Here is a 22,701-nt window from a genome sequence, read left to right on the forward strand (position 1 = left end):
TAGTGCAGGGAATACGTCGAGTGCGCTCCCGAGTCGAGGTCATATTCCATTGGGTTTGTTCAATACGACACTACCCTACTGAAAAACCGTTACGATTGCGTGGGGCTGTGGGCCTGCAACCGTAGAGTGTATGAGAACCGTGCGGTGCTGTATCCCCTGCCTGCTCGCGCCTCCCATTCGGTCGGGGCTCGGTGAGGAAGGGGGCTTAGCGCCTCGGTACAGCTAAAACGTCTCCCTGAACTGGTTGGATGGCGGGTCGGGACGCTCCCCGAGGCCCGTCGTGTAACAGCGGATGGTGTAGTCCCGGTCACTGAACCCGGTTAACGCTACTGTATTGCTCGAATTCTGTGTCGCAGTCACACTCCCACGGAGCGCAGTCGCGTCGTTCCACTCCGAAGCAGGGAGATTGCTTGGGAGGACGACTTCGCTGGTGCCGTCAAGCTGGACGCTCGTATCTTCGCCGTACATATCGGTTCCAGTCAGTTCGATCGGCAGCACGCCGACCTCGCTTTTTGCTTCGAGCTGTCCGGTGGTCCGGTAGATGTTGACCTGTTGGGCGGATTCGTTCACGACGACCCGGTTCTCCAGCATCGCGTACTCACCGCCGGCGGTTTCGACGTACAAGAGCCCGTTGTCATAACGGATCTGCGGCAGCGTCGACTCCTGGTACTCAGGGGAGTAGACGAGCCCCGTGCTCGTCGCCCCGCCGCAGATGTCGGCGGCGGCGATCGAATTCCCGCCAGTGTTAGTTTCGATGGTTATATTCTTTTGGCCGCTCGACTGCAGCGTTCCGATCGCAGGCGGCGGATTGATGAACATCAACCGCGCGGGGTGGCGGGTCCCGAGCGTGACCGGCGTCAATACCTGCCCGTTCCTCGACGAGGAGCCGAGCGAGACGATCTCGGTGTACAGCACGGTCATATCGTCCCGGACCTCTTGGTAATGATTGAACTCGACCGTCCGGTTCTGATTGGGAACGATAGCCCCTTGGAAGATGGAGAGGGTGATGACCAGGATGCCGAAGATCAGTATGAATCCGATCTGGACCGACTGACCGCGATCATCCCCCAGGATATCCATACCCGTACTGTTCGATTGAGGGCGTATATTACTGTTTGGTGGCACCGTGAGTTCATCAGTACCGTCGAATATGTTTTATACCTTATTATAGCAGAATAACCATTCTATCGTTCCAGCCGGTACTGTCTATATACTGGAGGGCGACTGCCCCGATGGACTACACAGATGGATGACCGTGCAGCGACGGAGACACTCGGAGTGATTCTGCTCCTCGCGTTAGTCATCATCTTGGTCACGACCATCGGACTCGGGCTGCTCACACAGACAAGCGCGATCCAGGCCGGGACCGAACGGTCGTACCTCAACATCAACCCCGAACTGACTCCCTCCGAGTTGACGCTCACCCACGCCGGCGGCCCGTCGTTTCACGCCAGCAACCTCACGCTTCTCCTACGTGGGGATACGGGGCGGGATCGATACACGCTGAGCGACCTGGCTGAATCGGATCTGGGTGACGGCACGTTCGATACTGGCGATAGTGTAACCGTGTCTCACGGTTTCACCGGCTACGTCGATGTCTTCCTCTACTCGTCGGGGACCAACGAACGGCTGTACCGGGCGGTCCGGTCGACAAATCTGTCGACGGTTTCCACACCACCGACCGGCGGATCCACTGGAGTGACCGCTCAAATTGCGGCGCTCAGCCAGGTTGCGGAGGTATTCAGCATCACGCTCGACGGCAGCGGGAGTACGGACCCCGACGGATCGATCGTCAGCTACGAATGGATGATCACCAGGGGTCCCGGGATGATCGTCGAAGACGACACCGCCACGCCGACTGCGGAGTACCAAGCCCCCACCAACGTGACCGGCAATCAGAACGTCACGGTCGAATTGACCGTCACGGACGACGACGGCAACACCGACACCGAAACGTTCGTGATCACGGTCGTGGACATCGACAACGCGACCCCGCCCAACGAGGATGGGAAAGGCGATGGAGACGGATTCATCGACACGAACAGGAACGGTGTCTACGACGAGGGCGAAGACATCGTCACTAAGGAGCAGCTGGAAGCAGGGTACAACGACCCGGATGCCGACCTGGCAATCTACCCCGAGGTCGGCGAGCTCAGGGCAACCGGTGACCCAGTCAACATTACAGCGAGGACGATCACCGCCGGAACCGACTTCAGGGCCAACGGTGACAGGATCAGTCTGACTGCTGAAGGCGATATCAGAATCAACGATGTCACTCTGGACTCCAACACCAACGACGGGATTACAATCACGAGTACGAACGGCCGGATCCTCGCCAACAGAACGTTCATAGAAGCCAATAACGGACCGATAGAACTCAACTCCAACGGCGACATCTACCTCGAATCGGCGGACCTGAGCGGTGGAAGCTACGCCGCGAACCTAACCACGCCGAGCGCAACGCTGTATGTCGATCAACTGAGTGTCGATGGGACGCTGTTCTACGACCCGAACAACATTGCGGTGAACGGGTCGACGAACCAGGGGTCTGTCTCGTCGTGAAAAATCGGTTGCGGTGACGCCCTATGGGAAACCGCCTTTGTCGGATCTTGGGACACAGTTAGCCAGAGACAGCGGCTTTCCGCTACTTCGAGCCGACACGATGTCCGCATCCGTCTGTGACCCCGGATTCAGTCCTCTTCTTCGACCACTTCGGGGTCGCTCATCGCGCTCTGGAGGCTATCCAGTCCGTTGACCCACTCCGAAACCAGCCCGTACTCGATCTCTTCGACCACGGACATGTCCAGGTCGTCGCCCGCGATGATCCGGGTGCCCGCCTGGACCAGGTATCCGAGGGCGGCGTCCATGTCGTCGTCGGCCTCCGCGGCGGCGGCGGCCTCGACGTACTCCGCGATCGGGGCCTCCTCGGCGGGGCCGGCGGCGATGTACTCCTCGGCGGCGTAGAACACGCAGACAAGACTCGTCTGGACGCCGTCAACGAGGATCGCCTTGTCCTCGCGGGCGGTGTCGTTCTCGATCGAGAGGTCGGGTTCCGACAGGACGATCGAACGGACGCGGTCGAGTTCCTCGACGGCTTCCTCGGCTTCGAGCCGGCCCTCCTCGAACGCCGAGATGATCTTCGCGACTGCGATGGCGGCGTCGTCCTGGAGGTTCAAAAGCAGGCGCGCCGAGTCCTCGTTTTCGGGATCGATCTCCTCTGTCTCAACGCGGGCGAGCCAGTTCTGCCAGCGGTCTTCAGTGTAGTAGGTTTCCTCGGCGTCAGCCATACTCCACCATTTCGGTCGGGCTTCAAATGCCTTTCCTGTCGAACATCGGGTGTTCGGGCCGGACTTCCGGAATCCAGGTGTGCGCACCGAACGAGTCGAACCGCCCTACCCCGACAGCGCGCTACGGGTGTCGATGCCGTACACGCGCGCTGGCGTCTCCACATGCGCCCGCTCGACGGCCGCGTCGTGGCCCGAATCCAGCAGCCACCGCACCCGGCGCGGGACGGTCTTCGGGCCCAACACCGCACCCGGCCGGTCGGGTTCGTCCACGAAATCGGTCTCCATCAGGAACGGCTCGCCCGACTCCGCGGCGGCTTCCAGCCGGTCCTTGTCGCTCATCACACTCGGCGTCGGCCCGGCGAGCCTGCCGCCGGCGTAATGTTTCACCACCTTGTGGGCCGGCACTCCCCGGTCTTCGGCCCACGCCGCCACCTCGGTCAGGTCGTCGGTGGCTTCGGTGTGAAGCTGGACAGCGCAATCCACCTCGGCGCCCAACGCGAACGCGTGGCGCATCACGTCGTTGGACGCCTCCCACACCGCGTCGGTGACCTCGTAGTGGGGGCGCCCGGACTTCAGCGCGAGCGCGTCGCCGTTCCGGACGAACTCGGCGGCGCGGTCCAGTCCCGCACACATCAGATCCCGCGCGGCCTCGGGCGCCAGTCCACGGTCGTCGACCAGCCGGGAGACCAACCCGGGGTGGACGCCGAGGACGGGCCACGCCCGCCCGGGCAGGACCTCGGTCGCGGCGTCGACGACGTCGATCGTGGTTGCGAAGACGTGCTCGAACTCAGACGGCGACTTGGGGATGTCGCCGAGGTGCCACGAGGGTTTGTTCACGACCAGGAGGTGAGTGCCTCCCAGTCGGGCGAAGTCTTCGACCGCGTCGAGCCCGCGGCCGTTGTCGGGATCGAGGTGGAGGTGGTTGTCGACCACCGGCGTGTCGAGTTCGTCCATACTCCGTGGTGGAACCGGAGCGGTGAAAATCCGCCCGTTTTCACACGGTCGCCGGCGCGTCCTGCCTCCGGTTCAGGAGTCGTACCCCACCAGCGTCGGGCCCTCGTCGTCCTCCCCCAGCGTGACCTTCCGGGTGGCCGCGTTCCGGAGGGCGTCCGACCGACCGAACGCGCCGGGGGCGATCGCGAACGTCCGACACCCGTGGGCGTTCGCGGTCTCGATTGCGGGTTTGAAATCCGTATCGCGGGAGGCGACCGCGACGACGTCGCCGCGGCCCTCGATCGCGAACTCGGTCAGGTCGACGGCCAGGCGGACATCCACGTCGCCGCTCGTGACGACCACCTCGAACCCGCGGGCCTCCGCCGCCTGGATCAACCCCGGGGTCGCGTGCTCGTTGAGGTACAGCCGCATCGCCGTCACCCGCCCGGCGCGTTCGGCCGCTGCGCGCACGTCGTCGAGGTCGACGTCGAACTCATCTCGGAGCACGTTCGGCCCGTCAACGAACAGCCCCACCCGAAGGTCCTCGCGGGTATCGGTGTCGGGCCCGAAGAGCCGCTCCAGGAGGTCCATACTCCGGCTTCCGCGGGCGTCGGCATAACCCCGACGGTGTCGACCGGCGGTTCGGACTGCGTGCGCTGCGTGCCGTGGCCGCTTGCGGGGATTGAGCACTTCGGATACATACACCTTATACACGTATTAGACTAGATTTATAAAGGAAAACATACAAGCACCAAACGAAATGAGTGCAGAATCGAGCTCTGGACCAGATATGTTCACTGTGGTTGAGTCGATGAACGCACACAACGCGGTGACGGTCCGCTCGGACGCGACACACGCGACCTACCACCTGGTTGCGTACGCCGACGAGTCAACACACAGCGTGGTGTCGTCGCTCTCGGCCGGGGAGTCAACCCGACTCTCCCTCTCTCGGGTCGGGGACAGGGCGAACGTCTGGCGCGCCGACGCCGCGGCGCCGCGGCCGGTGGAACCGGCGACCGACGACCGCACTCCGAGCAACTAGCTGGGCCCCTGCTCCGGTCCGTCCCGGGGGCGGTTTCGGTTCCCCGCGGGTCGTTTCGACCCCCAGATATCATCGCCGATAACGAGCGGGCAGGAGTTATACCGGGTATGCCCGCATTGAACGGTATGCGGGAGCCCATACGGAGCCGCTACGGAACGAAACTCGCGCTCGGATACACCACGACCGGTGCGTTTGTCGCGTCAGTTGGTCTTCTCACTGGCAGCGTCGCCGCGACGGTGGTCGCGACAGTGTCGGGGCTGCTGGCACTGGGTTCTATCACGGGGACTGCGACGCTGTCGGCCGCCCAAGAGATCGAACGCGAGGCTCAACGGATCGCCGATGGCGACCTCGACCGCGACATCCACACCCAGCGGACTGACGAACTGGGTCGGATCTACGACGCCGTCGACGAGATGCGGGTCTCGTTGTCCGAGCGGATAACGGAGATCGAGGACGCACGGCAAGAGGCCGAACGTACCGGCGACAAGGCGACACGTATGGCCGACGACTACCAACGCATCGCCGAGCAGTACGCGGATACGATGCAGCGCGCCGCCGAGGGCGACCTCACACAGCGGATCGACGTCGACACCGAGTACGAGTCGATGTCGACCATCGGCCGCGAGTTCAACACCACAATGGAGCAGCTCCGGGACGCCATAGCGGACGTCGACGTCTTCGCGACCAACATCCGCAATGATGTCGAGGAGATGCAGACCCGCGGGACGGCCGTCGAGAACGCGGTCGAGGGCGCGGTCGACACCGCCGAGGACATCACCGAGCGCGCGCAGTCCCAGCGGGCTCGGATCGAGACCGTCACGCAGGACGTCGACACCCTGTCGGCGACCGCCGAAGAGGTCGCCGCCACGGTCGACGATCTGGCCGAACGCAGCGACGACGTGACCGAAACGAGCGCCGACGCCCGCACGGCCGCCAGCGGCGCGATCGACGAGATGGAGCGGATCCAGACCGACGTCGACGACGCGGTCGAGCAGATCGAGGCCCTGGCCGACAGCACCGACGAGATCACCGAAATCGTCGATATCATCGGGGACATCGCCGAGCAGACGAACATGCTCGCGCTGAACGCCTCGATCGAGGCCGCGCGTGCGGGCGACGGCGGCTCCTCGGGCAACGGATTTGCGGTGGTGGCCGACGAGGTCAAACAGCTCGCGGGGAAGACCCAGACCCGCGCGGACGAAATCGGGTCGATGATCGAGGAGGTCCGCGACGCCACCGGCGACGCCGCGGAATCGGTCCGAACCACGAGAACGCGGATCGAAACTGGGACCGACACCGTTGAGTCAGCGCTTGCGGACATCGAGGACATCGCCGACTCGGTCGCAGAGATCGACAGCGGCATCGTGGAGATCCGGGACGCGACCGCAGACCAAGCCGAGACCCTGCAGACGACCGCCGCGGCGGTGAACGAGGCGGCCGAGGGGAGCCGCGAGACCGAGGCGGCCGCGGGCGACATCACCGACCGGATCGGCGAGCAGCAGGACGCGGTCGGCGACATCACCGCGACGCTCGGGACGTTCGACCGGAACGCCGGCGAGCTCGCGGCACAGTTGAAGATCTTCAGCGTCGGAACGCTCGACACCGGGGCCGCCGAACAGGTGCAGAGCGCTGCCGCCACCGACGGGGGTGACCGCCGATGAGCACCCACATCACCGCCGCGTACGCGCTCGCAGTGCTGGGGTTCGCCGTCGGGGTCGCGCTCGCAGCACGACTTGCGACCGTCGACGACGCCGACACCGACCGCGGGAAGTTTGCGTACCTGCTCGCCATTCCCGGGTTCGCAGGGCTGATGTACATCGTGATGGCGTTGGACGTCGGTGTCCTCACGGTCGGCTCCGAAACGATCGTGCTGCCGCGGTACGTCGACTGGCTGGTGACGACCCCGCTTCTCGTCGGCTACGTCGGCTACGTTGCGGGCGCGCCGCGCCGGTGGATCGCGGGCGTGATGGCGGCCGATGCGGGGATGATCGCCGCCGGCGCGGTCGCGACTGTCACCACCGGCCCCACGAAGTGGGCGTTTTTCGCGATCTCGGGAGGCTTTCACCTGTCGCTTTTTTACGTTCTCTACCGCGTGCTTCCGACCTACGCGCGGAATTTTTCCAAGCGGCGCGGGCTGTTCAAACTCCTCCAGAACCACATCGGCTTGCTCTGGGTGGCATACCCGCTGGTGTGGCTCGTCGGCGCACCCGGTCTCGGGTACGTTTCTGCCGCGGGTATCACTCTCATCATCATCTACCTCGACGTGGTCGCGAAGGTGCCGTACATCTACTTCGTGTGGAACCGTCGGTACTGCTTTGACCGCGACGCCGCCGAATCGACGATGGGTTCGGGTGCCCAGCCGACGCCTGCGGGTCCCGGCGGCGCCTCGACAGCGGACGACTGAACGGCCGCTACGGAGAAGGGGCGTGCCGTCGTCTGTCACCCTTCTACCCACGTTTATATTCCGGTCGCGCGCGAACCACTACCTGACTCGATGACTCAGGCAGATCCCGCGGCCGACCGTGAGACTGGTGGTCCGGTCGGTACGTTCCGGCGCTTCTTCGCGCTCGAACGCGACGTACTGGTGCTGTCGCTCGCGATGTTCGCGTTCAGCCTCGGGTTCCAGATGACGAACCGGTTCCTCCCGGAGTATCTCGTCGCGCTCGGGGCGAGCGGGGTCGTCGTGGGGCTGTTCGGGACCGCGGGCAACGTCATCTCGGCCATCTATCCGTACCCCGGCGGCGCGATCTCCGACCGGATCGGGTCCCGCAACGCGTTGACGCTGTTCGGGGTGATCTCGACGCTCGGGTTCCTGATCTGGGCGTTCGCTCCCGACCTCGGGGGTGTCGCACTCGCGGGCGTCACCGTCCGCCCGTGGATCTGGATCTTCGTGGGGGTGCTGCTCGCACAGGCGTGGAAGTCCTTCGGGCTGGGAGCGACGTTCGCGGTGGTCAAACAAGCCACCGACCCGTCCCGGCTGGCAGCGGGGTTCGCGAGCACCGAGACGTTCCGTCGGACCGCGTTCCTCGTCGGCCCGGTGCTGGCGGCGGTCCTGATCGGCCTGCATCCGGCGTTCACGACGAGTTTCCGGTACGTTCTGGGTGTCGCGGTCGCGTTCGGCATCGTCGGCACCGTTGCCCAGCATGTGCTCTACGACGCGAGCGCGGACTCGATCGGCGACTCCTTTGCGGGGGTGGCGGCGGTCCGCAGCGACATCCGGGAGATGCCCGACCCGCTGCGGCCGCTTCTCGTCGGCGATACCCTTGTCCGGTTCGCCAACGGAATGGTCTACGTGTTCTTTGTCCTCGTGGTCACCCGGATCTACGCGGTGGGCTTCGAGACCACCGTCTCGGTCGCGGGTCTCTCGTATGGCGTCGACCTCGCGCCGGCGGCCTTTTTCGGCTACCTGCTCGGAGTGGAGATGCTGGTCGCACTCCTCGTGATGGCGCCGGCGGCGAAAGCGGCCGAACGTGTGGGGCTGAAGCCGGTCGTCGCGGTCGGGTTTGCGGTGTACGCGCTCTTCCCGGTCGTCCTGATCAACGCACCGGACACGGCGGCGGCGATGGTCGCGGTCTTCGCGTTCTCGGGGCTGCGGTTCGCGGGCCTCCCCTCGCACAAGGCACTGATCGTCGGGCCTGCGAACCGGGGCGCCGGTGGCCGGGTCACCGGGACCTACTACCTCCTCCGAAACACGGTGGTGATTCCCAGCGCCGCCGTCGGCGGGGTGCTCTGGGAGTTCGTGAGTCCGACGGTCGCGTTCACACTCGCCGCCGCCATCGGTGTGGTCGGCACGGGCTACTTCCTGCTGTTCGGCCGGGAGTTTGAGGCGTACGCCTGATCCGGATTCTCGTCGTCGATTGCCAGTCACCGTCGATCCACCCGAGCGATACCGGCGATTCGTTAGCGTACTTCGTGTGCCTCGTATTTCGTATCGCAAGCAGCGGTTTATGCCGTCCGGGCGGGACATATCAAAGCCTTTCTCACCTCGTATCGATGCCCCGGTATGGCACTTCGGAAACCGCCGCTCTACGACCTGCACGCCGACCGGGCGACGTTCACCGACTTCGGTGGGTGGGAGATGCCCGTCGAGTTCGACTCGATTCGGACCGAACACGAGGCCGTCCGGGAGTCCGCGGGGATCTTTGACGTCTCACACATGGGCGAGGTCGTGGTGAGCGGCCCCGACGCGACCGAACTGATGCAGCGGCTGGTCACCGCCGACATCGCGGCACTCGACCCCGGCGACGCGCAGTACGCCGCCATCACCGACGAGGCGGGGATCGTTCTCGACGACACGATCGTCTACCGGCTCCCGGCGCTGGAGGCGCCGCGCTACCTGTTCGTCCCGAACGCGGGCCACGACGAGGCGACGTTCGACCGGTGGGTCGACCACCGTGACGAGTGGGGGCTTGACGCCGAAGTCGAAAACGAGACCGACCTGTGGGCGATGGTGGCAGTGCAGGGTCCCGACGCGCTTGCGGCCGTCGACAACGCGACGACCGTCGACACGGCTGCACCGGCCCGGAACGAGATCGTCGCGAGCGAGGTCGACGGCGTCGAGTCGTGGGTCGCACGAACCGGATACACCGGCGAGGACGGCGTCGAGATCCTCTGTGCCACCGACGACGCCGAGACGGTCTGGACAGCGTTCGAGGGGTGTGACCCCTGCGGGTTGGGGTCGCGCGACACCCTCCGGACCGAGATGGGCTTCCTGCTGTCGGGACAGGACTTCGACCCCGACGAGGAGCCACGGACGCCATACGAGGCCGGAATTGGGTGGGCTGTCGACCTCGACACGGAGTTCGTCGGCCGCGGCGCCCTCGCCGAGGCGGCCGAGACGGGCCCCGAAGACGCCTTCGTCGGCATCGAACTCAGAGAGCGCGGAATCGCCCGCCACGGCCACGATATTACCGTTGACGGTGATGTCGTGGGCCACGTCACCAGCGGGACTATGAGCCCCACCCTCGGCGAACCGATCGCGCTGGGATACGTCCCGGTGTCGCTGTCGGAACCCGGCACCGACATCGAAGTCGTGGTTCGGGGCACCGGCAAGCGGGCCGAGGTGGTATCGACCCCGTTCATCCGGCATAAATAAATGGCCACACAGTAGAGAGAGTACGATAGATGTTCGAGACACCTGACGACCGAAAGTATCAGGAATCACACGAGTACGCGACCACCGACGGCGAACCCGTGACCGTCGGCATCTCCGATTTCGCACAGGACGAACTGGGCGACATCGTCTTCGTCGAACTCCCGGAAGCGGGTGATGAGATGTCACAGGGCGAGGAGTTCGGTGTTATCGAGTCGATCAAAGCGGTATCGGACCTCTATGTGCCGGTATCCGGCGTCGTGAGCGCGGTTAACGACGCGCTGTTCGACCAGCCGGAGCTCGTAAACGAATCTCCGTACGACGAGGGGTGGATGCTGAAGCTCGAAGACGTTGACGACGCCGAGTTGGCGGAGCTTCTCACCGCTGACGAGTACAGCGAGCAGACGGAGTGAAGTGTATGCAGTCCCTTACGTCAGCCGATAGCGAATGATCCGGACACTCACCACCAGAACCGTACCGAACGGGGGACCGGAATGACCGACGCTGGCCGGCACGAACACGTCGACGGCACCCCGTACGCGCCGCACACCCCGGCGGAGACCGCAGCGATGCTCGACGCTGTCGGCGTCGACAGCGAGGCCGATCTGTTCGACGTGCCTGAGGCGGTCCAGTTCGACGGCGACCTCGGGATCGAAAAGCGGAGCGAGCGCGAGCTCCGCTCGGAGCTCTCAGAAACCTTCGCGCGCAACGACGACCTCACCGAGTTCTTGGGACGGGATCACCACACCCACTACGTTCCGAGCGTGGTCGACGACCTGTCACAGCGCGCGGAGTTTCTGACCTCCTACACCCAGTACCAACCCGAGATCGCACAAGGGTTCCTCCAGGCGCTGTTCGAGTACCAGTCGCTCATTGCGGAACTCACCGGGCTTCCCGTCGCGAACTGCTCGATGTACGACGCCGCGTCAGGGCTCGGCGAGGCCGCCCGGCTCGCCGGTCGTGTGCGGTCGGTCTCGGGTACGCGCGTGCTCGTTCCCGAACTCCTTCACGAGAACAAACGCGCCGTCCTCGACAACTACGTTGACGGGACCGACTTGGCGGTTGCCACCTACCCGATGGACGACGGCAACGTCGACGTCGACGCGCTCTCGGCGCTCGCAGACAACGAGACCGCCCTGGTTTACGTCGAAAATCCGACCGTCCGCGGGACGATCGAGGAGCATCTCGGCGACGTCGGGGAGATCACCGACGAGGCGGGCGCGCTGTTCTGTCTCGGCACCGACACGGCCGCGCTCGGTCTCCTGGAAGAGCCCGAGAGCGTGGGCGCCGACGTCGTGGTCGGCGAGGCCGACGCCTTAGGGGTGCCGACCGCCTACGGAATGGGGCTCGGGTTGTTGGCCACCCGTGAGGAGTTCCTCCGACAGGTCCCCGGGCGGCTCGTGGGTGCCAGCGAGGACGCGTCGGACAGGCGGACGTACACCCTGACGCTCCAGACCCGCGAACAGCACATCCGCAAGGAGCGCGCGACCTCCAACATCTGCACGAATCAGGCGTGGGTCGCGCTCCGGACCGCGATGCACCTCGCGTGGCTGGGGCCCGACGGCCTTGTCGACCTCGGAAACCAGTGTGTTCAGGAGGCAGCATCGCTCGCAACCGAGTTGAACGGCATCCGGGGTGTCAAAGCACCCGTCCACGACCGACACCACTTCCGGGAGTTCGCCGTCCGGACCGACCAGCCTGCGCCGGCGATCGCGGAGGACATCGAAGCGGGCGGGTGCGCGGTTCACGTCCTCGACGACCACCTGCTACAGGTGTGTGTCACCGACGTGAACGCGTCGCGGACGGACGAACTTGTTGACGCGTTCGAGGAGGCGGTGTAAATGAACCACGATCAGGCACGCTACGGCGATGACGATCGGTATGAACCGCTACTCTCGGAGACCGGCACGAAGACCGTCGACGTCAGCGAGGAGTCGCCGCTCCCCGACGGTCTGACCCGCGAGGAGTTGGAGCTTCCGACGAGTTCGGAGCCCGAACTGTCCCGGCATTACACCCGGCTGTCGCAGATGAACTGGAGCGTCGAGACCGGGCCCTACCCGCTGGGGTCGTGTACGATGAAATACAACCCCTCGTTCACCGAGGATGTCGCGGCCGACCCGAACGCCGCTGTCCACCCCGAACGCTCCGAGGAGACCATCCAGGGGACGCTGGAACTCCTGGCGGGACTGCAGGACTACCTCGCGCGGATCGGCGGGATGGACGCGGTGACGCTTCAGCCCCCCGCGGGCGCTGCCGGCGAGTTCACCGGGATCCACGTCGCGAAGGCGTACCACGAGTCACGAAACGACGACCGCTCGGAGGTCATCGTCCCCGCCTCCGCGCACGGGACCAACTTCGCGAGCGCCGCGATGGCGGGGTACGACGTCGTGGAACTCCCCTCCGGCGAGGACGGCCGGGTCGACCTCGACGCGCTTGAAGCCGCCGTCTCCGAGGAGACCGCGGCGCTGATGCTCACCAACCCAAACACCGTCGGGTTGTTCGAGCGCGACATCGTCGAAATCTCCGAGATGGTTCACGACGCGGGCGGGTTGCTCTACTACGACGGCGCGAACCTCAACGCCCTGCTCGGCCGGGCCCGCCCGGGCGACATGGGTTTCGACGTGATGCATTACAACGTCCATAAGACGTTCGCGACGCCCCACGGCGGCGGCGGCCCCGGTGCCGGCCCGGTCGGCGTCCGCGAGGAACTCGCGGAGTTCCTCCCGCGGCCCCGCGTCAGAGAACAGGACGGGCAGTACGAACTGTACGACCCCGAGCGAAGCATCGGGAAGGTCCACGGCTACCAGGGCAACTGGCTCGTCCTGGTGAAGGCGTACGCGTACATCGCCCGACTCGGCGACTCCGGGCTGGAAGACGCCTCCGCGAAGGCGGTCCTGAACGCGAACTACCTGGCCGAACAGATGGAGTACGACATCCCGTACGGCCCGTTCCACCACGAGTTCGCGGCGACTGCGGGCGACCGCGACGCCGCCGACGTGGCCAAGCGGATGCTCGACTACGGGGTCCACCCGCCGACGACGAAGTGGCCGGAGTTCGTTCCCGAGGCGATGCTCACCGAGCCGACAGAGGCCGAGGACAAGACGTCGCTTGACGACCTCGCAGCGGCGTTCAACGGTGCGATTTCGGACTCCGAGGAGGAGCTCGCGAACGCGCCGTCGAAGACCACCGCCCAGCGGATCGACCAGGCCACCGCCGCGCGGAACCCGCGGCTCTCCTGGCACGCACTGGACGAGCAGTAGCGGGCGACTGCAGCCCCGTCCGGCGATTCCCCCTACTTGGCGTTTTCGACCAGTTGTTCGGCCGTTCGGGCGACGTCCTCGGAGGGCTCGTGAACGGCCACCACGGACGTGTACGCCGTCGACGCTCCGGGATCCAGCTCGATGCCGCCGACTTCGGTCGACGGAAATCGGGAGACGAAACGGTCGTGTAACGGACGGACCGCGCGGCTACGCTTTCGCCGTACTGATGCCGTCGATTTCGATGAAGCCGTAGCCGCACTCCTCACACCGCCACTTCGTCTTTTCGCCGAGTTGGATCTCCATCGACGCCGTCCGCCAGAAGGTGGTCCCCTCACACACCGGGCAATCGTACTCGCGTTCAAGGCTCATGTCTGCGGCTTCGTTTCGGCCCGATTTGAAGATACTGGTTCGGACGGTCGATAAACTGATAACCGCGATAGAAACGAGGAATCCCGAATCCCCACCTCGCCTCACCCGTCGGTTTCGGCTTCCGGTCGCCCGGCCGCCGCCTGGAGTTCCGTGGCCCGCTCGGAGGACGTATCCAGGTCGGGGACCGAGGTGGGGTTCCCGTCCTCGTCGAGAGCGACGTAGACAAACCGGGACTTGGTGGTGAGTTCCCGGTCGCCGGACATCGGATCTTCGCTGAACACCCGGAGAAAGACGTCGATGCTCGTCGTTCCGGCGTCGTAGACGTACGACTCCACCAGTGCGGTGTTGCCGCGGGGGATCGGTCGAAGGAAGTCGACGCTCTCCATCCGTGCGGTGACGCAGGTTCGGCCCGCAAAGCGCATCGCCGACATCGCGCCGACTTCGTCCATCCACTTCGCCACGTTGCCGCCGTGGGCGATGTTGCGGTGGTTGGTGTCGTTGGGCTGTACCAGCACACGGTTTTCGATGTGTGTCTTCTCGAGGCGGATCACACCCTGGGGTTTCGCCAGTGGCGTAATCCATCTGTCGCACTCCCGACCCGGACCACGAAACTCGGCCGACACAGACGTCGGCGTGCCGGGAGGCTTACGGTTCTCCGCACCCTCCATTGCGTCGTGGACGGAGACGGACTCGTCGTCGGGCTCGCGGCGGTGTTTGCGGGGACCACTGTGCTTCTCGCAGTCCTTGCGTTCGCCTACCAGCCGTTCCTGCTCCTGTTTGCGCTCCCGTTCGGGGTTGCGACGTACTTCCTGTGGTACCACGCCAGCGGCCGGCTCACCGACCGAGTCCGCCGGACGGCCGACCGCGGTCGGCGCCGCCGGGCCAACGCCGCCGCGGAGGGGCCGGGCGGGTTCGAGGGGTTCGGCCCCGGGCGGCGTGCGGCCGGGTCCAGACGCGAACGCGCCGGCGAGAAGTCCCGCGAGCGTCCGCGACAGAACCCGAACGAACCCTCGATCGCGGAGGCCTACCGGACGCTGGGTGTCGATCCCGGCGCCGACGAGGAGGCCGTGAGAGGCGCCTACCGCGAGTTGGCGAAGTCGACGCACCCCGACGCCGACTCCGGCGACGAGGAGGCGTTCAAGCGCGTCACCCGCGCCTACGAGCGGTTGGTCGAGGAGTGACCCTCGGTCGGAACCGGCTTGGAACTGCTCCGTAGCGTTCGTGTGACACGGGTACACACACCACGAAAAGGGTTTTGTCGGATCGACACTCACCACCTGGTATGAGCGCTGATCGGGCCGTTCTCGAATCGGCCCTCGAGCGCGGAGAGGAGGAGGGCGGTAGCGTCGAATTCAAAGAGCGGCTCTCCCGAGACCTCCACCTCGCGGAGGGCCGACTGGAGAGCCTCGCGGCGCAACTCCGCCACCGCGTGCTCTCCGGGGACGGGACCGCGACCTACGTGGTCGGTGTCACCGACGACGGGGGGATCGCGGGCATCTCCCCGGGCGCGTTCTCCGAGTCTATGGACGTTCTCTCGATTCTCGCCGACGAGGCCGACGCCCACATCGACGACGTCGAGACCTGGGGCGTCGGCGACGACGGCGACCGCGGGTTGGTCGGCGTCGCGACGGTGCGCACCGGGGGACGGCTCGCTGACGACGACCACATCGTGGTCGGCACCGCGGGTCACGTCGACCACGGGAAGTCGACGCTCGTGGGATCGCTCGTCACCGGGACCGCCGACGATGGTCAGGGCGGCACCCGCGGGTTCCTCGACGTTCAGCCCCACGAGGTTGAGCGCGGGCTGTCGGCGGATCTCTCGTACGCCGTCTACGGGTTCACCGACGGCGACGCGGTCCACATGGACAACCCCCACCGGAAGTCCGACCGCGCCCGGATCGTTGAGGAGGCCGACCGACTGGTGTCGTTCGTCGACACCGTGGGCCACGAGCCGTGGCTCCGGACCACCATCCGAGGGCTTGTGGGCCAGCGCCTCGATTACGGCCTCCTGGTCGTTGCCGCCGACGACGGGCCGACGAAGACGACCCGCGAGCACCTCGGGATCCTGCTCGCGATGGAGTTGCCCACCATCGTCGCGATCACGAAGGCCGACGCCGTCGGCGACGACCGGCTGGAAACCGTCGAGCGGGAGGTCGAGCGCCTGCTCCGCGACGTGGACCGGACGCCGCTCTCTGTCGACCGCTACGGGGTCGAGACCGCGGTCGAGGAACTCGGTGACTCGGTCGTCCCGATCCTCCGCACCAGCGCGGTCACGATGGACGGTCTCGACGACCTGGATTCGATGTTCGAGCGGCTCCCGAAGACCACCGCCCACGACAGAGAGGATTTCCGGATGTACATCGACCGGACCTACTCAGTCACCGGCGTGGGTGCGGTCGCGTCGGGCACCATCGACTCCGGCAGCGTCGAACCCGGCGACGAACTCCAACTCGGCCCGATGCCCGACGGATCGTTCCGGGACGTAGAGGTGCGTTCAATCGAGATGCACCACCACCGCGTGGACCGCGCGACCGCGGGCCGGATCGTCGGGATCGCGCTCAAAGGCGTTGAGGAGGCCGAGATCGATCGCGGGATGGCGCTGCTTCCGGCGGACGCCGACCCCACGGCCGCCCGGTCGTTCGAGGCGGAGGTGATGGTGCTGAACCACCCCACGCGGATTCGCGACGGCTACGAGCCTGTGGTCCACCTCGAGACCGCGAGCGAGGCGGTGATCTTCCACCCCGAAGGGGGACAACTGCTCCCCGGCGACACCGGCACGGCAACAATCGAGTTCAAATTCCGACCGTATCTCGTCGAGGCGGGCCAGCGGTTCGTTTTCCGTGAGGGACAGTCCAAGGGTGTCGGAACCGTCCTTGACATTGCGGACGGCGGCGGAGAGTCGTAGCGCCTCGGTCGTGGCACCGCTGTCGTCGGTTCGCGTCCGGATTGAGTGTGGCGGCTCCGGATCCGGACTGACTGCCGCGCGAGCTCCGCCACACGCAGTCGGTGAACGAGACGCGAGTTCCCCGCGGGAGCTAAGTCGAGTCCCCCGAAAGGGGGCGTATGCTCGTCGAAGCGGCGATGACGACCGACCTCGTCACGTGTTCGGTTGAGGAGTCGGTGCGGGGTGGCGTCGAACGGATGCTCCGGAATCACGCCGGTAGCGTAATCGTCCACGAGGATGCCGCTCCGGTGGGCATCGTCACGGAGACCGACTGTCTGCACGCGGGGTTCGTCACCGAAGCACCCTTCGGGGAGATCCCCATCAGAAAGGTGATGAGCCGCCCGCTGCACACGATCCCGCCCGAGAAGACGCTCCGGCGAGCCACCAAGCGTATGCGCGAGAAGAGTATCAAAAAGCTCGTTGTGGTCGAGGGGATGGACCTCGTCGGCATCATCACCACACAGGATGTCATCGAGGCGTACCACGACCTCAAGGCTGAAATCCACGACATCGTCAAAGCCGACCGGGCCTGGCCCCTCGAAACCCGACGACCTGGACCGAACACCCGATGAACGTCTACGCGCGCAGCATAGACGCGCCGTTTTCGACCATCGCTCTCGGAGCGTATCCGACACCCCAGCGTGATACGACGCTCGGACGCGGTGAATCGGCTCTCTCCGGGCACGAGACGTCTTTCCGGTTCCCTGATCGTGGCGCTGACAGCGCGTCTGCTCACAGCGCCGCGAAGCACTCCCGGCGGAGTTCGACGACCGAGCCAGCCTGACCGGCAAACCGCCGAAACCCCCCTCCCAGGTATATCCGCTGTCACCCACAGTGTGGGAACGCGGCCCCCTCCCGCGACGTTGAAGTTTCGCGACCTCTCACCAGTAGGTAATGGTATCACTCCCCGCGCTCGTGCTCGTGGGCTTCGTCGGCGGCGTCCAACTCTTAGAGTCCGTACTCGACGGGCTGAACGTTCGGTACGGCGCCTCGGCCGTCCGCGACGCCGAGGCGTGGGTCCGGGAGGCCCTTGACGTCAATGACCCCGAGGAGATGTTGGCGTATCAGCGCTCGAAGACGACCCTCTCGGGGCTGCAGTCGTGGGTGGGTGTCGCGATCCTGCTTGCGGTCGTTGTTTCGGGGCTGTACGGCGACATTGCGCGCCAACTGTCGGCCACGGGCCTGCCGAGCATCGCGCAGGGCGTCGTGTTGCTCGCGGGCGCGGTGCTCACCGGCCGGGTGCTGTCGGCACCGTTCGACGCCTACGAAACGTTCGTGGTCGAAGAGCGGTTCGGGTTCAACAACCAGACCGTGGCCCTGTGGGTCCGCGACCTCGTTGTCAGCACGGTCGTCGCGCTCGCGTTCGGCGGGGTAATCGCGGGCGCGGTGCTTCTCGCGGTCGACGCGCTCCCGACACTGTGGCCCGTGGCCGGGTGGGCGACCGTCGTTGGGTTCTCGCTCCTGCTGATGGTCGTCTACCCGCGCGTGATCGCGCCGCTTTTCAACGACTTCGACCCGGTCGACGACGGCGCGCTCCGGGAGGCCGTCGAGGACGTCTTCGCGCGCGCAGGTTTCGACTGCGAGCAGATCTACGAGATGGACGCCAGCCGGCGGTCGTCGCACTCCAACGCCTACTTCGTCGGGTTCGGTCGCGCGAAGCGCGTGGTGCTGTTCGACACGCTGGTCGACCAGATGGATCGGGCGGCGATTCAGGCGGTGTTGGCCCACGAACTCGCCCACTGGAAAAAGGCACACATCTGGAAGCAGGTCGCCGCGTCGGCGATCCAGATGGGTGTCGTGTTCGGCTTCCTGTGGTGGGTGACCACCTCTCAGTGGGTGTACGCCGCGTTTGAACTGCCGAGCGAGACGTACGCGGCGCTGGGAATCGGGCTGCTGTACGCGACTCCGGTGCTCACGCTCACCGCGCCGCTCACTAACCGCCTCTCGCTGGCGCACGAGCGCGAGGCCGACGACTTCGCCGCGGAGACGATGGGGGGCGCAGCCGAGATGACGCGGGCGCTGGAGACGCTGGCCGGCGAGAACCTGAGCAACCCGTTCCCGCACCCCGCCTACGCCGCGTTCAACCTCACCCATCCGCCGATCCCCGAACGCATCCGTCGGCTGCGAGAGCAGTACGGGGATGAGGATGTCGGTAGCGGTGTCGGTGCAGAGGACGGCAGCGACGTCGACGTGCCGCCGGCGACGTAGACCGGCCCGAGTCCGCCCTACTGCTTCCGCACGTACCCGTCGTCGCGCTTCTCGGCGAGTCCAAGCAGCACCGCCCACCCCAAGATCCGCTCGACGCGTTCGCGCCAGACGTCGCGCCAGTCCTCGGCGGCGCGGTGGGTCTCCCAGACCGGCACGCGGTCTTCGAACTCGGTGAAGACCTCATCGACCGTCCTCGGTTTGTCGGCGTCGAGCGACGCCAACACCTCGCGCGCACCGTAGACTCGCCGACGGAACGCGTCCCTGAGGTGCTCGGGGGTGGGCTCCCGCTGCTCCCGGACGAACCCGGCGTCGGTCTCGCGTGCGAGTTCCAGCGCGCGGAGGAACGTGAGCCACGCCCGGCTCACGTCGCGGGCGGGGAACTCGACGCGGCGCATCAACCGGGCACAGCAGTCGTCTTCCGACCCCGGGACCAACGGGACCGCACGCTGGGCCTCCCCGATGAGAGCCAGCGACCCCGGCGGCTCGGGAAGGAGTTTGAATCTCACTGGCGACCGAACGAGTCCGCGAGGAGGTCTTCGTCGGTCTCGCCCAGGGCGTAGGTCGGGCCGTCGACCACGTCGATGGTGGCCTTCGCGGGCGCGAACACCGACTCGGAGACCTCGTAGAAATCCCAGTCGGCCTCGGCGAAGATCTCCGCGAAGGGTGTGCCGTACTCTTCGCGCGCGCTCGATGGCACGTGATCGAAGTCTTCAAACTCCTCCGTGACGGTGAGGTGAACCTCGCCGCCGTACGCCAAGGCGTCGTTGGTGCGGGCCAACGCTTCGCTCTCGTCGTAGGTCTCCGGCACGAGCGGCGCGGACCCGAACACCGACTGGACGTTGCGGACGTCGTACCCCAGCTCGAACAGCCGGAACAACGCAAGCTCGGCGGCGCGGGCAGCGGCGGTGACGCTGCCGACCGTCGACCCGGTGGCGTAGGTCGGCAGGAACACCCCGCTGGGTTCGATCCCCGCGCGCTCGGCGACGTGCTCAGCCACGCGGTCGTCGGGAAGGTCGACGCTCTCGACCGACAGGACGGTGAGATCGAACTCGTCGGCGTACTCCAAGTCGCGGAACTCGTCTTCCTCGGCGACGAGCGCGCGGGCCGGCCCCGACCCCAGCCCGTCGAACGGCGGGTCCTCGAACGCGAGCTCCCAGCCGGCCTTCTGGGAGCACAGGAGCGCGAGCGCGGGGTGGTCGGTCTGGAGTTCGACGTGAGGGGTCGGCGCGCCCGCGACCTCGTCCATTCGAGTCTGGACGGTGGCCAGCCCCGCGGTCTGGACTTCCGCGAGGAGCATCCCGGCCTCGACGCCGCCGACGGCGTCGACGCCGAAGTCGAGGACGGTCGCCCCGGAGGGGAGGTCGTGTGCGTCGACGCGGAGTTCGTCGGCGAAGTCGATGGCCTCGTCTACGAGTTCGATGGCCATCCGGTTGATCGAGTCCATAGTCGGTGGTTGGGCGTACCGGAATAAATGAATGTGGTCGTCGACGGCGTGTGACGCACCCGTAGTGGGACACGTTCGACGCGTCGTTGCCAACGCCCTCATCGCTTCGGCGTGGTCGTCGCGCTGACGGCGCTGCTCGCCGCAGCGCTGCTCGCGGGCCGCCACAACTGACACCGTTGGGAACTCCCTCGCCGTGAGGACGCGACCAGAACCAACCACCGGAGTCGGCCCGTCGTTCCGGGTCCCGGTCTATTTCGCACGCGATCAAACCCGTGGTGGCTTGCGTGTTCCGACCGTATTTCACCGCGCTCACCCAACGTGTCGTTATCGTGAGCCACTGGGACGCGGCGTTAGACGCGGTCGAGGAGACACCGAACGGGATCTACGAGTGCTCGGGACTTCGACCACACGACGACCGGCCGTGCCTCGCGGGGTTGGAGGTGACCGACGACTCCCACTACGAACTACGGATGTAGGTGGTGAGCGGACTACAGCCGGGCGTGGTGCTCTCGGGGGAGTTTCGGCCTGGAAAAGTGTGGTGAGTGCCCGGGGTGGGCTCCGAACCCACGATCTCCGCATGTCCCAGGTTCGAGGCTCGGCGGGCCCCGTGGGGAGCGTCGGAGGCTTCCAAGGCGAACCGCACCGAATCTCGGGAAACCCTATGAGTGCGGCGCTATGTCCAGCTAAGCCACCCGGGCTCGTCCTCCCATAGTCTGATGACGCTCTTAAACCTTCGCAAGTCAGGCGGCGAGAGATCCGCGGACTGCACCCGAGTCACCGGTCGTCGTCTACCCCTCCGGCCCCGACGGCCCGTTCAGTATACCAGCCGTACGCTGTCGGCGCCAGCAGGAGCACAGCCGCGAGCGCCGCCGCGGCGACCAATCGAACGTCTGCGGCCTCCGCGACCGCCCCGGTAGTGAGCGTCCCCGCCGAGATCCCGACCAGTGTCCCCCCGAGCACCCAGGGAACCTCCCCGATCGCGGTACCGACCAGAAACGTCGAAAGCCGAACCCCGGCGACGCCCGCCGCCACCGACACCACGTCCGAGGGAGCCGGCACTAACCGGCTGGCGACCACGCTCCGGACGCCGCCGGCCCGCTCAACGAACGCCGCGCCCGCGGCTGCAACGTCCCCGTCGCCACTGAGGCGTCGCGCGAACACGAACGGAGGAACGCTCGTGAGTGTCACCAGGGCGAGCGCGACCGGAAATCCCGGGAGTCCGAGGCCGTACCCGAGCAGCACCGCGAGCAGCGTGGTCGGCCACGCCAACAGCGGCCGCACGACCGCGAACGCGGCCGCAACGGCGAGCAGCCGGACGGGGTCGTCGACGACCCACGCCGCCCGCGAGAGCACGACATTCGGAGAGGAGAGAAGCGTCCCCGCGAGCACGACTGCGAGTGCCGCCCCGGCGACGACCCGCCGCTGGGCGCGCGAGAGTCCCATCGTTTACACGTCGCCGCGGGTCAGACATAACAGTAGTGACCGGAGCGCGTGTATGGCTCGGAAGCGTTCCCGGCGCAAAGTTTAGTCACCCCGGTGCCGACGTACGACCGTGGCAGGCGACGAACGCGACGCACAGCCCGACCTCTCGGCGTTCGGATCGTCCGCCGAGTCCGACAGCGATGCCGCCACCGGCGACGACTCGGACGCCGCGGAGTCCGCGCCGGTTGAAGCCGACACGGACGGCGGCGGTATCGACACCGCGGGCGGTTCCGACGCCGCGGATCGCCCGTCGCTCGCCGACCTCAACCGGCAAGCCCGGGTGGCGCTCGGCGTTGACCTGCTCGCACACCTCGAACGCGAGTCACTCCCGCTCCCGGAGGCGGTTGATCGGATCGAGACGATCACCACAACCCCCGCGTTGACCCGGGAGATCCTCGATACCGCAGAGCTCCGGGGCGTTATCGACCGCGAGGCGGGACGGATCCGGACGCGCCGAGGCAACACGTTCGTCAGGTTCGAAGAGCAGGTCGTCCGCAGGGAGGGAGACTACGAATGCCGGCGGTGTGGCGCCGGCCTCGGGACGGGCCATTTCGTCCGGTTCGACGCGGGCGAACTCGGCCCGTTTGGGCCCGAGTGCGTCCGGAAGGTACTGGGACGGGCGTAGCTCGCCCCGCTGGTC

General features: G+C 66.3%; 24 protein-coding genes, 1 tRNA gene and 1 pseudogene. 16 read left to right on the plus strand and 10 right to left on the minus strand.

The features are described from left to right. Nucleotides 1-222: 222 nt before the first annotated feature. Nucleotides 223-1,080: a hypothetical protein gene (locus tag IEX72_RS13855; protein WP_188788365.1), complete on the minus strand. Its 858-nt coding sequence runs from the start codon at nucleotides 1,078-1,080 to the stop codon at nucleotides 223-225. Between the two features lie 165 nt (nucleotides 1,081-1,245). Between IEX72_RS13855 and IEX72_RS13860 the strand changes: the two genes are divergently transcribed. Beyond that, the gene (locus tag IEX72_RS13860; protein ID WP_188788367.1) at nucleotides 1,246-2,562 is read left to right on the plus strand and encodes a PKD domain-containing protein; all 1,317 of its coding nucleotides are present in this window, start codon (nucleotides 1,246-1,248) and stop codon (nucleotides 2,560-2,562) included. 128 nt (nucleotides 2,563-2,690) lie between these two features. Here IEX72_RS13860 and IEX72_RS13865 read toward each other — a convergent pair whose 3' ends face one another. From IEX72_RS13865 to IEX72_RS13875, 3 genes are all read right to left on the minus strand, one after another. Then, nucleotides 2,691-3,287 carry a DUF2150 family protein gene (locus IEX72_RS13865; RefSeq protein ID WP_188788369.1) on the minus strand — a complete coding sequence of 199 codons (597 nt, stop codon included), beginning with the start codon at nucleotides 3,285-3,287 and terminating at the stop codon, nucleotides 2,691-2,693. Nucleotides 3,288-3,392: 105 nt separating this feature from the next. After that, nucleotides 3,393-4,241: a TatD family hydrolase gene (locus IEX72_RS13870; RefSeq protein ID WP_188788371.1), complete on the minus strand. Its 849-nt coding sequence runs from the start codon at nucleotides 4,239-4,241 to the stop codon at nucleotides 3,393-3,395. Nucleotides 4,242-4,313: 72 nt separating this feature from the next. Continuing rightward, nucleotides 4,314-4,811: an NYN domain-containing protein gene (locus tag IEX72_RS13875; protein WP_188788372.1), complete on the minus strand. Its 498-nt coding sequence runs from the start codon at nucleotides 4,809-4,811 to the stop codon at nucleotides 4,314-4,316. A 169-nt stretch (nucleotides 4,812-4,980) separates the two neighbouring features. Between IEX72_RS13875 and IEX72_RS13880 the strand changes: the two genes are divergently transcribed. From IEX72_RS13880 to gcvPB, 8 genes are all read left to right on the plus strand, one after another. Further along, entirely contained in the window at nucleotides 4,981-5,262 is a 282-nt protein-coding gene (locus IEX72_RS13880) for a hypothetical protein (protein ID WP_188788374.1), read from the plus strand. A 125-nt stretch (nucleotides 5,263-5,387) separates the two neighbouring features. Further along, a complete protein-coding gene (locus IEX72_RS13885) occupies nucleotides 5,388-6,923 on the plus strand; it encodes a methyl-accepting chemotaxis protein (RefSeq protein ID WP_188788377.1) in 1,536 nt (511 codons plus the stop codon). Next, complete coding sequence (locus IEX72_RS13890) at nucleotides 6,920-7,666, plus strand: bacteriorhodopsin (RefSeq protein WP_188788378.1); 747 nt, start codon at nucleotides 6,920-6,922, stop codon at nucleotides 7,664-7,666. The genes IEX72_RS13885 and IEX72_RS13890 overlap by 4 nt, the downstream gene beginning before the upstream one ends. Before the next feature lie 90 nt (nucleotides 7,667-7,756). Further along, on the plus strand, nucleotides 7,757-9,100 hold the full coding sequence (locus IEX72_RS13895; protein WP_188788380.1) for an MFS transporter: 1,344 nt from the start codon (nucleotides 7,757-7,759) through the stop codon (nucleotides 9,098-9,100). A gap of 165 nt (nucleotides 9,101-9,265) precedes the next feature. Further along, nucleotides 9,266-10,357, plus strand: a complete 1,092-nt coding sequence (gene gcvT / locus IEX72_RS13900) for a glycine cleavage system aminomethyltransferase GcvT (protein ID WP_188788382.1) — start codon at nucleotides 9,266-9,268, stop codon at nucleotides 10,355-10,357. A gap of 29 nt (nucleotides 10,358-10,386) precedes the next feature. Next, nucleotides 10,387-10,767, plus strand: a complete 381-nt coding sequence (gene gcvH / locus IEX72_RS13905; protein ID WP_188788384.1) for a glycine cleavage system protein GcvH — start codon at nucleotides 10,387-10,389, stop codon at nucleotides 10,765-10,767. An 81-nt stretch (nucleotides 10,768-10,848) separates the two neighbouring features. Beyond that, nucleotides 10,849-12,195, plus strand: a complete 1,347-nt coding sequence (gcvPA, locus tag IEX72_RS13910) for an aminomethyl-transferring glycine dehydrogenase subunit GcvPA (protein ID WP_188788386.1) — start codon at nucleotides 10,849-10,851, stop codon at nucleotides 12,193-12,195. After that, nucleotides 12,196-13,614, plus strand: a complete 1,419-nt coding sequence (gene gcvPB, locus IEX72_RS13915) for an aminomethyl-transferring glycine dehydrogenase subunit GcvPB (protein ID WP_188788388.1) — start codon at nucleotides 12,196-12,198, stop codon at nucleotides 13,612-13,614. A gap of 207 nt (nucleotides 13,615-13,821) precedes the next feature. On the opposite strand, the gene IEX72_RS13920 is transcribed toward gcvPB, so the two are convergent. Together IEX72_RS13920 and IEX72_RS13925 are read right to left on the minus strand one after the other, a co-directional pair. Then, on the minus strand, nucleotides 13,822-13,983 hold the full coding sequence (locus IEX72_RS13920; protein WP_188788391.1) for a DUF7838 family putative zinc beta-ribbon protein: 162 nt from the start codon (nucleotides 13,981-13,983) through the stop codon (nucleotides 13,822-13,824). Between the two features lie 101 nt (nucleotides 13,984-14,084). Beyond that, complete coding sequence (locus IEX72_RS13925; RefSeq protein WP_229663851.1) at nucleotides 14,085-14,534, minus strand: acyl-CoA thioesterase; 450 nt, start codon at nucleotides 14,532-14,534, stop codon at nucleotides 14,085-14,087. A gap of 123 nt (nucleotides 14,535-14,657) precedes the next feature. Here IEX72_RS13925 and IEX72_RS13930 point away from each other — a divergent pair, with 123 nt between their 5' ends. The 4 genes from IEX72_RS13930 (at nucleotide 14,658) to IEX72_RS13945 (ending at nucleotide 19,135) form a co-directional block, all read left to right on the plus strand. After that, a complete protein-coding gene (locus IEX72_RS13930; RefSeq protein WP_188788395.1) occupies nucleotides 14,658-15,164 on the plus strand; it encodes a J domain-containing protein in 507 nt (168 codons plus the stop codon). A 101-nt stretch (nucleotides 15,165-15,265) separates the two neighbouring features. Further along, nucleotides 15,266-16,888 (plus strand): GTPBP1 family GTP-binding protein, encoded by a 1,623-nt coding sequence (locus IEX72_RS13935; protein WP_188788397.1) that lies wholly within the window; start codon nucleotides 15,266-15,268, stop codon nucleotides 16,886-16,888. Between the two features lie 158 nt (nucleotides 16,889-17,046). Continuing rightward, a complete protein-coding gene (locus tag IEX72_RS13940; RefSeq protein ID WP_188788399.1) occupies nucleotides 17,047-17,499 on the plus strand; it encodes a CBS domain-containing protein in 453 nt (150 codons plus the stop codon). Nucleotides 17,500-17,821: 322 nt separating this feature from the next. Next, complete coding sequence (locus IEX72_RS13945; RefSeq protein WP_188788401.1) at nucleotides 17,822-19,135, plus strand: M48 family metallopeptidase; 1,314 nt, start codon at nucleotides 17,822-17,824, stop codon at nucleotides 19,133-19,135. A 17-nt stretch (nucleotides 19,136-19,152) separates the two neighbouring features. Here the strand turns inward: IEX72_RS13945 and IEX72_RS13950 are convergent, their stop codons facing one another. Together IEX72_RS13950 and mch are read right to left on the minus strand one after the other, a co-directional pair. Beyond that, nucleotides 19,153-19,641 carry a hypothetical protein gene (locus IEX72_RS13950; RefSeq protein WP_188788403.1) on the minus strand — a complete coding sequence of 163 codons (489 nt, stop codon included), beginning with the start codon at nucleotides 19,639-19,641 and terminating at the stop codon, nucleotides 19,153-19,155. After that, nucleotides 19,638-20,579 carry a methenyltetrahydromethanopterin cyclohydrolase gene (gene mch, locus IEX72_RS13955; RefSeq protein WP_188788405.1) on the minus strand — a complete coding sequence of 314 codons (942 nt, stop codon included), beginning with the start codon at nucleotides 20,577-20,579 and terminating at the stop codon, nucleotides 19,638-19,640. Before mch ends, IEX72_RS13950 begins: the two co-directional genes overlap by 4 nt. Before the next feature lie 108 nt (nucleotides 20,580-20,687). On the opposite strand from mch, the pseudogene IEX72_RS15600 reads away from it, so the two are divergent. Beyond that, nucleotides 20,688-20,750: pseudogene (locus IEX72_RS15600) on the plus strand (PGF-CTERM sorting domain-containing protein); the annotation flags it as partial. Nucleotides 20,751-20,908: 158 nt separating this feature from the next. Then, nucleotides 20,909-21,055: a hypothetical protein gene (locus IEX72_RS13965; protein WP_188788407.1), complete on the plus strand. Its 147-nt coding sequence runs from the start codon at nucleotides 20,909-20,911 to the stop codon at nucleotides 21,053-21,055. Nucleotides 21,056-21,122: 67 nt separating this feature from the next. Here IEX72_RS13965 and IEX72_RS13970 read toward each other — a convergent pair. Beyond that, nucleotides 21,123-21,277 (minus strand) — tRNA-Met (locus tag IEX72_RS13970). A 76-nt stretch (nucleotides 21,278-21,353) separates the two neighbouring features. After that, on the minus strand, nucleotides 21,354-22,022 hold the full coding sequence (locus tag IEX72_RS13975) for a VTT domain-containing protein (RefSeq protein WP_188788409.1): 669 nt from the start codon (nucleotides 22,020-22,022) through the stop codon (nucleotides 21,354-21,356). Nucleotides 22,023-22,341: 319 nt separating this feature from the next. Between IEX72_RS13975 and IEX72_RS13980 the strand changes: the two genes are divergently transcribed. Then, complete coding sequence (locus IEX72_RS13980; protein ID WP_188788420.1) at nucleotides 22,342-22,686, plus strand: DUF5830 family protein; 345 nt, start codon at nucleotides 22,342-22,344, stop codon at nucleotides 22,684-22,686. Nucleotides 22,687-22,701 lie beyond the last annotated feature (15 nt).

The organism is Halobellus salinus, from assembly GCF_014646875.1.
In the GTDB taxonomy this organism is placed as follows: Archaea; Halobacteriota; Halobacteria; order Halobacteriales; family Haloferacaceae; genus Haloquadratum; species Haloquadratum salinum.